Consider the following 12,746-nt stretch of genomic DNA (forward strand, 5'->3'; position numbering starts at 1 on the left):
ATTTTCAGACGGCCTCATCCCGAAGGTTTGATTATGAACCGTTATCCCTTGTGGAAATACCTGCTGGTTCTCGCCATACTCGGCCTGGGCCTGCTCTACACCCTGCCGAACTTCTTCGGCGACACCCTGGCGGTGCAGATTTCGACCAACCGCCAATCCCTCGCCATCAACAGCCAAACCGAAGCGCGCGTCAGCGAAGCCCTGCGTATGGCCAACATTCCCGACGACGGCATGTTCATCGCCAACGGCTCGTTGAAAGTGCGTTTTAAAGATTCGCAAACCCAAATGAAGGCGCGTTCGGTGATTGAAAGCACCTTGGGCGAAGGCTACATCACCGCCCTCAACCAAATCGCCAACACGCCCGAGTGGATGGCGAAAATCCGTGCCAACCCGATGTTCCTCGGCCTCGACCTGCGCGGCGGCGTGCATTTCACCATGCAGGTGGACATGAAGGCCGCGATGCAGAAAACCTTCGACCGCTACGCCGGCGACATCCGCCGCGAGTTGCGCCGCGAAAAAATCCGCGTCGGCACCATCGTGCAGAACGACAACAGCCTGGCCGTCCCCTTCCAAGACGAAGCCGACCTGAACAAAATCCTGCCGACGCTCAAAAATATGTTCCCCGAAGCCACGCTCACCAGCGACGGCAGCCGCCTGATTCTCACCCTTTCGGAGCAGGCCGTGGACAATATCCGCAAACAGGCCGTGGCGCAGAACATCAACACCCTGCACAACCGTGTGAACGAATTGGGCGTAGCCGAACCGATTATCCAGCAGGCGGGTGTAGACCGCATCGTCGTGCAACTGCCCGGCGTGCAAGACACGGCCAAAGCCAAAGACATCATCGGCCGTACCGCCACCCTGGAAGTTCGCATGGTAAGCGACGATACCAACGCCGTCCAAGCAGCCTTAGACGGCAACGTACCCGAAGGTTACGAACTGTTGTATACCTCCGGCGATATGCCGCAGCCCCTGCTGATTAGCAAGCAAGTCGAGCTGACCGGGGAAGATATTGACGATGCACAGCCCGACCGCAACGAAAAAGGCCAACCCGGAGTAAGCGTCAGCTTCAACAACTCCGGTGCCGCCATCTTCGCCGACCTGACACGCAACAACGTCGGCAAACGCATGGCAATGGTCCTGATTGACCAAGGTAAAGCAGAAGTCGTCACCGCACCGCAAATCAACGAACCGATTCCGAACGGTAAAACCATTATCTCCGGCAGCATGTCGTTTGCCGAGGCCGAAGATATTTCCCTGCTGCTGCGTGCCGGTTCGCTGGCCGCACCGATGGAAATCGTCGAAGAGCGCACCATCGGCGCCTCGCTCGGAGCGGAAAACATCAAAAAAGGCGTGGATTCCACCCTGTGGGGTTTTGCCGCCGTCGCCCTGTTCATGGTGGTTTACTACCGCCTGATGGGTGTGTTTTCCGTAATTGCGCTGGTCGCCAACATCCTGCTGCTGGTTGCCGCCCTGTCTTTCCTCGGCGCCACCCTGACCCTGCCGGGCATCGCCGCCATGGCATTGACGCTGGGTATGGCAATCGACTCCAACGTGTTGATTAACGAACGTATCCGCGAAGAACTGCGCGACGGTGCCAAACCGCAAGCCGCAATTTTTGAGGGCTACAAACATGCTTGGGATACCATTGTCGATTCCAACATCACCTCGCTGATTGCCGGCATCGCCCTGCTGCTGTTCGGTTCCGGCCCGGTACGCGGCTTTGCCGTGGTGCACTGTCTGGGCATTCTGACCTCGATGTTCTCGTCGGTCGTCGTATCCCGTATGTTCGTCAATCTGTGGTACGGACGCAAACGCAAACTGCAAAGCATCTCCATCGGCGGCGATATCAAACCGGCCGTGGCTGCGGATAAGGAGTAACCATGGAACTGTTCCGTTTCAAACGCGATATTCCGTTTATGAAATACGGCAAGCTGACGACATTCATCTCGTTGGCCACCTTCATACTCGCCGTATTTTTCCTTGCAACAAAAGGCCTGAACTATTCGGTGGAATTCACCGGCGGCACAGTTATGGAAGTCGAATACGCACAAGGTGCGGAAGTCGATAAAGTGCGCGACAGCCTAAACAGCCTGCAACTGGGCGAAATTCAGGTTCAGGCCTTGGGAACCAACAAACACTTGATGATCCGCCTGCCGAACAAAGCAGGCACCACATCGGCCCAGCTTTCCAACCAAACTATGGACATCCTGAAAAAACAGGATGCCTCGGCCAAACTGCGCCAAGTGGAATTCATCGGTCCGCAAGTCGGCGACGAGTTGGTGCATAACGGCCTGATTGCATTGGGCATGGTGGTGGTCGGCATCATCATCTACCTGTCGATGCGTTTCGAATGGCGTTTCGCCGTCTCGGCCATCATCGCCAACATGCACGACGTCATCATCATCCTCGGCTGTTTCGCCCTCTTCCAATGGGAGTTTTCCCTGACCGTATTGGCGGGCGTGCTGGCAGTGTTGGGTTATTCTGTAAACGAATCGGTGGTTGTGTTTGACCGTATCCGCGAAAACTTCCGCAAAGGTGCGATGCGTAACCACACCGTGCCGGAAGTCATCGACAACGCCATTACCGCCACCATGAGCCGTACCGTCATCACCCACGGCTCTACCGAGGCTATGGTTATCTCCATGCTTTTGTTCGGCGGTGCGGCACTGCACGGTTTCTCCATGGCGCTGACCATCGGCATCGTCTTTGGCGTTTATTCTTCCGTACTCGTCGCCAGCCCGCTGCTGCTGTTATTCGGTCTCAGCCGTGAGAACATCGGCCGCGTCAGAGAGAAAAAAGAAGAAGCCGTCGTCTAAAACGGCCGGCCGTATACGAAGGCCGTCTGAAAAGGAATCATCCGTTTTTCAGACGGCCTTTTCCTTTCAGACGGCCTCATTCACCACCAAGCGATAAACTGTTATACTTTTCACATTTTTTAACATCCATGGCACGTTGAACAGATAACTTCGCTTGACAATACCCGGCCGCCAATCAAAGCCGATTCGAATAGCGTAAAAAAATAACACCGCACTGAAGCCATAATTGGGTTAATCCGCACTATATTGCCAGGCCGTCTGAAACATCCGCTTCAACGGAGTGAAACATGATCAGCAAACAAGAATACCAAGCCCAAGCCGCCCAAGGCTACAACCGCATCCCGCTCGTGCAAGAACTCCTTGCCGACTTGGATACGCCGCTTTCCCTCTATCTCAAACTCGCCAACCGCCCCTATACCTACCTGCTCGAATCCGTTGTCGGCGGCGAACGTTTCGGCCGCTATTCCTTTATCGGGCTGCCTTGCAGCCACTATCTCAAAGCCGGCGGCAAACATGTCGATGTTTACCAAAACGGCGAAATCGTCGAGCAACACGACGGCAATCCGCTGCCCTTTATCGAAGCCTTCCACAACTGCTTCAAAACGCCCGAAATCCCAAGCCTGCCGCGCTTTACCGGCGGACTGGTCGGCTACTTCGGTTACGAAACCATCTACAATTTCGAACACTTCGCCCACCGCCTGAAAAACACCGCCAAAGCCGACCCGCTCGGCACGCCCGACATCTTGCTGATGCTGTCGCAAGAATTGGCGGTTATCGACAATTTGAGCGGTAAAATCCACCTCATCGTTTACGCCGATCCCTCGCAGCCCGACGGCTACGAACGCGCCCGCGAACGCCTTGAAGACATCCGCACCCAGTTGCGCCAAAGCTGCGCCATCCCGCTCTCGCTCGGCAGCAAACACACCGAAGCCGTCAGCGAGTTCGGCGAAGAACCGTTCAAAGCCTGCGTCAATAAAATTAAAGACTACATCTTCGCCGGCGACTGCATGCAGGTCGTCCCCAGCCAACGCATGAGCATGGAATTCACCGACAGCCCGCTCGCCCTCTACCGCGCCCTGCGCACGCTCAACCCTTCGCCTTATCTCTTTTACTACGATTTCGGTGATTTCCACATCGTCGGTTCCTCGCCCGAAATCCTCGTCCGCCGCGAACGCGACGACGTCATCGTCCGCCCCATCGCCGGCACGCGCCTGCGCGGCAAAACCCCCGCCGAAGACCTTGCCAACGAACAGGACTTATTAAGCGACGCCAAAGAAATCGCCGAACACGTCATGCTTATCGATTTAGGGCGCAACGACGTCGGCCGCATCAGCAAAACGGGCGAAGTCAAAGTAACTGACAAAATGGTGATTGAAAAATACTCCCATGTAATGCACATCGTTTCCAACGTCGAAGGCCGTCTGAAAGAGGGCGTCACCAACATGGACATCCTCGCCGCCACTTTCCCCGCCGGCACACTCTCCGGCGCACCCAAAGTCCGTGCCATGGAAATCATCGAAGAAGTCGAACCGAGCAAACGCGGCATCTACGGCGGCGCTGTCGGCGTATGGGGTTTCAACAACGACATGGACTTGGCAATCGCCATCCGTACTGCCGTGGTGAAAAACAACACGCTTTATGTCCAAAGCGGCGCAGGTATCGTCGCCGACTCCGACCCGACCTCCGAATGGCAGGAAACGCAGAACAAAGCCCGAGCAGTGGTTCGGGCGGCGCAGATGGTGCAGGAAGGGTTGGATAGGTAGCCTTGGAGTTTTCAGACGGCCTTTAAGGAATCAACAGGCCGTCTGAAAATCCAAACAATAAGCAGCAATCGTTTGATTAGAACAGCTACCTTTACCGCGTCATTCCCGCGCAGGCGGGAATCCAGAAATTTGAAATGACGGTAATCCTTAAATATTCCTGAAAACCGGAGGCCTGGATTCCCGCCTACGCGGGAATGACGGATTAAAGTTTTTTGCGGAAACATGATGCAACCTGCCGTTTATATACTCGTCAGCCAAAGAAACGGAACGCTGTATATCGGTGTAACATCCAATCTTATCCAACGTGTTTACCAACATAGAGAACATTTGACGCAAGGATTTACAAATCAGCATCATGTAACCATGTTGGTTTGGTACGAACTGCATTCCACAATGGAACACGCCATTACTAGGGAAAAGCAACTGAAAAAATGGAATCGGCAATGGAAGCTACGTCTTATTGAAGAGAAAAATCCCAGTTGGCAGGATTTATGGTTTGAAATTATTAAATAACCATCATTTCCATAAAACATGTAAATTAACCCTGGTGCCCCTTGAATTTCGTCATTCCCGCGCAGGCGGGAATCCAGACTCTTAGGTTTCAGAAATCTTTAAACATTGCAGGGTATTTACCCTCTGGATTCCCGCCTGCGCGGGAATGACGGATTAACGGTTTCAGACGACCAGAAATAAACAACAGACAGATTAAAACGCTATGAACAAATCCCCCATTCTCCCCCCTTCCATGCTCGGCATCCTCGGCGGCGGCCAGTTAGGCAGAATGTTTACCGTTGCCGCCAAAACCATGGGCTACAAAGTAACCGTACTCGACCCCGATCCGAACGCGCCGGCGGCGGAATTTGCCGACCGACATTTGTGCGCGCCGTTTGACGACCAAGCCGCTTTGGACGAGTTGGCAAAATGCGCAGCGGTTACCACTGAATTTGAAAACGTCAATGCCGACGCGATGCGCTTTCTGGCAAAACATACCAACGTTTCCCCCGGCGGCGACTGCGTGGCCATCGCGCAAAACCGCATTCAGGAAAAAGCGTGGATACGCAAAGCGGGGCTGCAAACCGCGCCGTATCAAGCGGTTTGCCGTTCAGACGACATCAGCGAGGCAAGTGCGCAATTTTTGCCCGGCATCCTGAAAACGGCTACTTTGGGCTACGACGGCAAAGGTCAAATCCGCGTCAAAACGGTGGACGAACTCAAATCCGCGTTTGCCGAACACGGCGGCGTGGATTGTGTTTTGGAAAAAATGGTGGATTTGCGCGGTGAGATTTCCGTTATCGTATGTCGTCTGAACGATGAAAACGTGCAAACCTTCGACCCCGCCGAAAACATCCACGAAAACGGCATTCTTGCTTACTCCATCGTCCCCGCGCGGCTGAGTGCCGACGTGCAGCAACAGGCGCGGCAGATGGCGCAACGCTTGGCGGACGAATTGGATTATGTCGGCGTATTGGCGGTGGAAATATTCGTCGTCGGCGACACGCATGAATTGATTGTCAACGAAATCGCCCCTCGCCCGCACAATTCCGGCCACCATACGTTGGATGCCTGCGCCGCAGACCAGTTCCAGCAGCAGGTACGCATTATGTGCAACCTGCCGCCCGCCGACACCAAGTTGCTTTCTTCATGCTGCATGGCGAATATTTTGGGCGACGTCTGGCAGGAAGACGGCGGCGAACCGAATTGGCTGCCGTTGCAAAGCAATCCGAATGCACACCTGCACCTATACGGCAAAAAAGCCGCGCGGAAAGGCCGCAAAATGGGGCATTTCACCGTTTTGTCCGCCGATGCCGACGACGCATTTGCCGCCGCTCAAAAACTGCACAGTGCTTTGTAAATCTTTTCAGACGGCCTAAAACATAACCGGGCCGTCTGAAAAATCAGTACCGCCGATGTGTAAACGCTTGCACACGGCTTTTTTCAGACAGTTCAAACACATTTCCCATATTCTAAGGCCGTCTGAAAACTGAAATACACAGGAAACATCATGGCCATCCTTACCCTTCTACGTTCGGCACAACCTGCCGACTGCGACGATATTTATTATGTTCATAAATACGCCGTGCAATACACCTGCCGCCACGGTTACGGCCCTAAAGTACTGGAAGCATGGCGCGAACTGCTGGCTCCCGAGAGCTATCTGGAAACCCTGTCCGATCCGAAACGGGAACTGTGGGTAGCTGAATACAAGGGCAACATCCAAGGCTTTTTCCAACTTGATTTGAAAGAGGCGCAACTGGACGCGCTGTACGTCCATCCCTTCGTCCACAACCAAGGGCTGGGCACTGCCCTCCTGCATAAAGCGGAGACGCTCGCCGTCAAGGCCGGCCTGAGCTTTATCAAACTTTACGCCTCCAACAACTCGGTCAGCTTCTACCGCCTCAACGGTTACGATTCGCTGGGCAAGGCCGAACTGCGCCTCAACCCCTCGGTAACCGTAGGCTGCGAACTGATGCGGAAAAACCTGGAAGACTGATAAGCCCCGCCTGTTTCGTTCACATTCCGGCCAGGTAATAATATGAATCTCGATACTTAAGAAAAATCACAAAAGGCCGTCTGAAAATCCGAAATCCGGTTTTCAGACGGCCTTTTCAAAACCAGGGCGGCAGGCTACGAACGGCGGCCCAACATACGCGGCAACACATCATTGCCCTGCATACGGTGCACAATAACCATCGCAATATGCCCCGCTACCAAAACAAACAGCAGCCAAGCCATCTTACCGTGCAACATATTGCCCAGATTCGCCATCCATTCAACCTTTTCCGGCGTACCCTGCATCACCTGCAAGCCAAACACCTTCAACGGCCCGCGACCGCTGCCGTATTGTCTAATCATGCCGACCAGCGGCACAAACAACATCAGCGCATACAATGCCAAATGCCCCATCTTGGCCGCCGCACTGTCGGCGGGCGGGCGTTTGCCCATATTGGCAGCCGCCCATAGGATACGGACGACGATCAACACCATCAAAATAAAGCCAAACGATTTATGCAGGCCGTAAAGACTGCCGACCCAGTCGGCCTCGGTCAGATTCCAAATAATTGCCGTTACCAGCATTACAACAAAACAAGCAGCCATCAACCAATGCAGCAGGCGGCTGACGGTACCGTAATAGCGGGAAGAATCAGGTGTCATAGGGGTTCCTTTGAAATTTTGTTTTTCATCAAATATACAGATAGGGAGGCAGTGTAAAGGAAATCTCGGCGACAACAAACCTGCCGTACGGTAAAGCTGCATTTCCCATTAGTAAACCAAACCAAAAATCAAATACCTAAAATGATGTTTAATCACTTTACAGCCAACCCAAATAGCATCCCTATCCCGACAGGCCGTCTGAAAACATACCGCCCGAACCGAATGCCGCCACGGCATTTCAACGCTTTTGAGACACCGTTATTTTTCAGACGGCCTTCTTGACAGCCCGCCCCACACTACATAAAATGCAGCCCGCTAATCCGCCGCTTCCGTCGGCGGTTCCCATTTTTCAAAATTCAATTTCCATATTTCCAAATACAAAACCATCACTATCCACCCTCCGACCACTTTTTTCAGACGGCCTCACGCGCCGTATTTCCGCTTATACTGACTTACAAAAACAATCTTATGCACGTCTCCGAACTACAAACCCAACATATTTCCAAACTTCTGGAACAAGCCGAACAACTCGGCATCGAAAACGCCAACCGACTGAGAAAACAAGATTTGGTTTTCGCCATCGTCCGCCAATTGATGCGCCAAGGCGAAGATTTTAACTGCTCCGGTACCCTGGAAATCCTGCCTGACGGCTTCGGCTTCCTGCGTAGCGCCGACACCTCATATCTCGCCGGCCCGGACGACATCTACGTCTCGCCCAACCAAATCCGCCGTTTCAACCTCCACACCGGCGACACCATCGAAGGCACCGTTCGCGTACCGAAAAACGACGAACGCTACTTTGCCCTCGTCCGCCTCGATTCCATCAACGGCGACCACCCCGAAGTCTGCAAACATAAAATCCTCTTCGAAAACCTTACCCCGCTCTTCCCAACCAAACAATTCAAGTTGGAACGCGACATCAAGGCGGAAGAAAACCTCACCAGCCGCGCCATCGACCTCGTCTCCCCGATCGGACGCGGACAGCGCGCACTTTTGGTTGCCCCGCCCAAATCGGGCAAAACCGTGATGCTGCAGAACATCGCCCATGCCATCACCGCCAACTACCCGGATGCCGAACTCATCGTCCTGCTGATTGACGAACGCCCGGAAGAAGTAACCGAAATGAGCCGTTCCGTACGCGGCGAAGTCGTCTCCTCCACTTTTGACGAACCCGCCACCCGCCACGTCCAAGTGGCCGAAATGGTGATTGAAAAAGCCAAGCGCATGGTGGAACACAAAAAAGACGTGGTCATCCTGCTTGATTCGATTACCCGCCTTGCCCGCGCCTATAACACCGTCGTCCCCGCATCGGGCAAAATCCTGACCGGCGGCGTGGATGCCAACGCCCTGCACCGTCCCAAACGCTTCTTCGGTGCCGCCCGTAATGTTGAAGAAGGCGGCTCACTGACCATCATCGCCACCGCCTTGGTAGAAACTGGCAGCCGTATGGACGATGTGATTTACGAAGAATTTAAAGGCACAGGCAATATGGAACTGCATCTCGACCGCCGCATGGCCGAAAAACGCCTGTTCCCCGCCATCAACATCAACAAATCCGGCACGCGCCGGGAAGAACTGCTGGTGCCGAACGACCAATTACAACGCATGTGGCTGTTACGGAAATTCCTGCACCCGATGGACGATTTGGAAGCCACTGAATTTTTGGTGGACAAACTCAAAGCCTCGAAGGACAACAACGATTTCTTCGAATTGATGCGGGGCAAATAAAGTAAAGGCCGTCTGAAATATTTTCAGACGGCCCTTTTGATTCAATGTGCGGTTCGAAATAAAAACAATATAAGCAGATTGGCAACTGCCGCTTTGACTTCTCAGCCTGTCCGCCGCAATGGTTCCTAACTCCCTCCGTTAATGCACAAAGACTCTATTTTTCCTGCTCGCGGAAAGTGAATGGTGTAACGTCCTTTCTCTATGATTTCCGCAAAACTGAATCCGCCTTCGTCATTACCGCCAATCCTTCCCACTTCCAATGCAACCTTTTTACCCTTTGGATTCCTTACCACCACATCAGGACTGATTGGTTCAAATGAAAGCAACAAACCCGTATCTGTCTGGCTGTCAAAATAATATATCGCACCGCCGCGCTTGATTTTTAAAGGCTTAGATAAACAACCTGCCTCATCCAAAGGTAATTTTTGAGTCGCTGAAGCATATGCCGAGCTGCACCATCCTAAAGCCAACAACAAAATAACTTTTGAAAATTTCATAAAATATCCTTCATTATTTTCAAATAAAAAATATGGCATCTACAGCAGACTAATTTGAAACTGAAGCGGGTCAATCTTATTGCCTCAATCGTACACCGCAAGTATCAAATCAATCCGCCATGGATTGCCATATTATTGATTAAACAGCCCATTTTATTCGAATAGGCCGTCTGAAACAAAGTTTTCGTCAGTCGGACAGTCGATTGGCGAAATTAAAACGAAATCCAACCTGCTTATTTACTGCGTTTGACAATCAGCTTGTCGGCCGTAACTTCGCCATCCAGTGCGGTAGCCAATTCTTTCACGGTTGCCTCTACATCGGTTGAACCATCGCCTATTCCGTAAACAGCCATCAGCTTCAATATTCCTTCGATAAATTTCTTATCGACTTCGACAGCCGCGTTGTACTTCAATTTTTCCATCACGGCCTGTTCTAACTGCTGGTCGTTTTCATAAGCAATGGGCGGCAATGAGGCATCTGCATCGGCCTTCACCATGCTGCCGTCCAAGTAAATCTGGTTGCCTTTACTGTCTACCTTGAGGCCGGATTTCAACAGCAGTTTGACAATTTCCTTCATTTCGGTCTGTGATTGTTCCGGACTCAGGCACTCTTGCCCTTCTCGCTCCAAGAAGGCGTTGGCACGTTCAACAGCCTCTCCGTTCAAATCTTGCAGGCTGAAGTTTTGCTGTATGCGGTCGAACTTGGCCTGATTAACCTCAATATCGCCAATGGTGTTACGGCTGGCAAATGTGAACTTGCCGTCTTTAATCGTTTGCTCGCTTTCACTCTTGACATTATTTACCTTCAAATTGAAGTCCGGGCCCTCTACTTTGAATGAACCTAGAGAAAAAATCGCGGTTCCGTTCTGTGGTTTTACAACCTGGCCCATAATGGTATCCGTGCTGTATTTCAAATTATTCATTTGAACAAGGAATTTCCCTTCCTCGGCAGCTTTGATGTTTTCCATGGAAACAGAAGGGGCGTCAAAATCGAATTTGCTCAAATAATAGCGTTGATCTGCTTTTCCGCCGGAAATATTGGAAGTTACAGCATCCCAAGTAACTTTCATTCCCGCCTCATCGTCTTGATACGAGCTTGCGGGAGCAGTCAGCTTACTGTTGAATTCACCTGCCCAAGAAATATCGGTATCGCCGTTGAACAGGAGAAATTCTTTGCCATTTTCCACAACCAGATAAAGCTTGCTTTTCATGTTGTAACCGCTCAGGCCGCGCGTAATCACGTCCTCTCCGCGCAAGGACAATTTTTCCTCCGTATTGCACAGATCGGGAGTAAATTCGCCCGTCCACGAAGCTTTGCCCGATGTCACGCCCATATCGAATTCTTTGAGCGTGATTTTCAGACGTTTGTCCGCTTTGGGATTATTTTGGAAATAAAAATCCTGCTTCAGTTTTTTATCGGCATAAACACTGCCGCCGACAGCTCCGCCGCCTAAGATGGCGATTCCGACCAATGTTGCAATAACGGTTTTTTTCATGCTTTATTCCTTAATTGAGTATTCCGGCTGTGCCGTTTGATTGTTATACCATCCTGACTATTCAGCATACAAGGCCGTCTGAAAATATTTCTTTCAGACGGCCTCAATCGGGCATAGTGGTAATCAGCCCTTTTATTTGGCAAAATATTTATCGGTAATTTTATCGTATTCACCTGATTCACGTACTTTTTTCAAGGCGTCGTTCAACATGGTGGCTGTTGCGGCATCGCCTTTACGCACGGCAAATCCATAGTTTTCCTCGGTAAAGTCGGGAATTTCAACCATAGAAAAGCCTTTGCTGCCATTATTTTTGATGTAGTTGGCGATTACCGCGCTGTCGCTGATTACCGCATCCAAACCGCCGTTTTCCAGTTCTTTGGTTACCAAAATAATGTTTTCAAAACGGGCGATTTTAGTGCTGTCCGAACCGAGGGTTTTGCTGGCAGCCAAATCGCCGGTCGTGCCGGTTACCACACCTACTTTATTCACCTGTTTCAAATCTTCAACCGATTTGATGGTTTTACCTTGCGGCACCAAAATCACTTGGGTGATTTTGTAGTATGGATCGGAAAAATCCATGGTTTGTTTGCGGTCGTCGGTAATGGTTACCGCAGAAGCCAGGATATCGACATCGCCGTTGCCCAATGCGGGGAACAGACTGTCCCACGGCTGATGTTTAAACTCAACTTTAAAATTACCCGCCTTAGCCATGGCATTGACCAAATCGACATCAAAGCCTTGGATATTGTTTGCACTGTCCATAAATTCAAACGGCGCAAATTCGGCATTCATAGCAACACGGTAAACCTTCTCGCCGCCTTGCGCACCCGCCGAAGCCGATGCCTGACCCTGGCTTTGATTTTGACCCTGACCGCCGCAGGCAGTCAATAATGCGGAACAAGCCAATGCTGTTGCCAACCATTTTTTCATGCTCATGTTTGTTTCCTTTTACTTGATTTTTAAAAGTGGCTTTCGTTTTATTTTAGCATGAATTTACTCTTTTTCACGAAAAAACGCATAAGTAACGTCATGAAACAAATCGACATGCGGGCTATCTTCGTAAACCAATTCATTTACCGCATCTTCAAATGCCAGCTGCACGGATTCCACCACATCTTGCGCAAGCTCTGCCGGCAACCCGCGGAGCATACCTTTGAATGCCGTAACCAGCACCTTGTTCTGCATTTTCAACGCCTCATTGGCCTCTTCCAAATACTCCAAACGACGTTCGATATCTTCCATCACCGAACACTCCTTATATTCTGTTAAAATGGGCGACATTATAAGCCG

Annotated in this window: 12 protein-coding genes; 7 read left to right on the plus strand and 5 right to left on the minus strand. The window is 51.5% G+C overall.

Annotation, left to right across the window (positions count from 1 at the left end; translation table 11 throughout):
- Positions 1-33 precede the first annotated feature (33 nt).
- From secD to ACTHSL_RS01935, 6 genes are all read left to right on the plus strand, one after another.
- Positions 34-1,881: a protein translocase subunit SecD gene (gene secD / locus ACTHSL_RS01910; protein WP_440380132.1), complete on the plus strand. Its 1,848-nt coding sequence runs from the start codon at positions 34-36 to the stop codon at positions 1,879-1,881.
- Between the two features lie 2 nt (positions 1,882-1,883).
- On the plus strand, positions 1,884-2,819 hold the full coding sequence (secF, locus tag ACTHSL_RS01915) for a protein translocase subunit SecF (RefSeq protein WP_107970913.1): 936 nt from the start codon (positions 1,884-1,886) through the stop codon (positions 2,817-2,819).
- A 287-nt stretch (positions 2,820-3,106) separates the two neighbouring features.
- Positions 3,107-4,582: an anthranilate synthase component I gene (gene trpE, locus ACTHSL_RS01920; protein ID WP_440380133.1), complete on the plus strand. Its 1,476-nt coding sequence runs from the start codon at positions 3,107-3,109 to the stop codon at positions 4,580-4,582.
- Positions 4,583-4,807: 225 nt separating this feature from the next.
- A complete protein-coding gene (locus ACTHSL_RS01925) occupies positions 4,808-5,095 on the plus strand; it encodes a GIY-YIG nuclease family protein (RefSeq protein ID WP_440380165.1) in 288 nt (95 codons plus the stop codon).
- Between the two features lie 202 nt (positions 5,096-5,297).
- On the plus strand, positions 5,298-6,434 hold the full coding sequence (locus tag ACTHSL_RS01930; protein WP_440380134.1) for a 5-(carboxyamino)imidazole ribonucleotide synthase: 1,137 nt from the start codon (positions 5,298-5,300) through the stop codon (positions 6,432-6,434).
- A 150-nt stretch (positions 6,435-6,584) separates the two neighbouring features.
- Positions 6,585-7,073 carry a GNAT family N-acetyltransferase gene (locus ACTHSL_RS01935; RefSeq protein WP_440380135.1) on the plus strand — a complete coding sequence of 163 codons (489 nt, stop codon included), beginning with the start codon at positions 6,585-6,587 and terminating at the stop codon, positions 7,071-7,073.
- A gap of 134 nt (positions 7,074-7,207) precedes the next feature.
- Here ACTHSL_RS01935 and ACTHSL_RS01940 read toward each other — a convergent pair whose 3' ends face one another.
- The gene (locus ACTHSL_RS01940; RefSeq protein WP_377077647.1) at positions 7,208-7,735 is read right to left on the minus strand and encodes a cytochrome b; all 528 of its coding nucleotides are present in this window, start codon (positions 7,733-7,735) and stop codon (positions 7,208-7,210) included.
- Positions 7,736-8,203: 468 nt separating this feature from the next.
- Here ACTHSL_RS01940 and rho point away from each other — a divergent pair, with 468 nt between their 5' ends.
- Positions 8,204-9,463, plus strand: a complete 1,260-nt coding sequence (rho, locus tag ACTHSL_RS01945) for a transcription termination factor Rho (RefSeq protein WP_003771621.1) — start codon at positions 8,204-8,206, stop codon at positions 9,461-9,463.
- A gap of 125 nt (positions 9,464-9,588) precedes the next feature.
- On the opposite strand, the gene ACTHSL_RS01950 is transcribed toward rho, so the two are convergent.
- The 4 genes from ACTHSL_RS01950 to ACTHSL_RS01965 all read right to left on the minus strand — a co-directional run bounded on the left by ACTHSL_RS01950 (position 9,589) and on the right by ACTHSL_RS01965 (position 12,698).
- The gene (locus ACTHSL_RS01950; protein ID WP_440380136.1) at positions 9,589-9,960 is read right to left on the minus strand and encodes a hypothetical protein; all 372 of its coding nucleotides are present in this window, start codon (positions 9,958-9,960) and stop codon (positions 9,589-9,591) included.
- A gap of 233 nt (positions 9,961-10,193) precedes the next feature.
- Positions 10,194-11,456, minus strand: coding sequence for a DUF945 family protein (locus ACTHSL_RS01955; RefSeq protein WP_440380137.1), 1,263 nt, complete (start codon positions 11,454-11,456; stop codon positions 10,194-10,196).
- A 132-nt stretch (positions 11,457-11,588) separates the two neighbouring features.
- Positions 11,589-12,392: a basic amino acid ABC transporter substrate-binding protein gene (locus tag ACTHSL_RS01960; protein WP_440380138.1), complete on the minus strand. Its 804-nt coding sequence runs from the start codon at positions 12,390-12,392 to the stop codon at positions 11,589-11,591.
- Positions 12,393-12,449: 57 nt separating this feature from the next.
- Complete coding sequence (locus ACTHSL_RS01965; RefSeq protein WP_049250219.1) at positions 12,450-12,698, minus strand: NGO1151 family protein; 249 nt, start codon at positions 12,696-12,698, stop codon at positions 12,450-12,452.
- Positions 12,699-12,746: the final 48 nt, after the last annotated feature.

Source organism: Neisseria sp. P0008.S010 (genome assembly GCF_051962715.1).
Lineage (GTDB): Bacteria > Pseudomonadota > Gammaproteobacteria > Burkholderiales > Neisseriaceae > Neisseria > Neisseria elongata.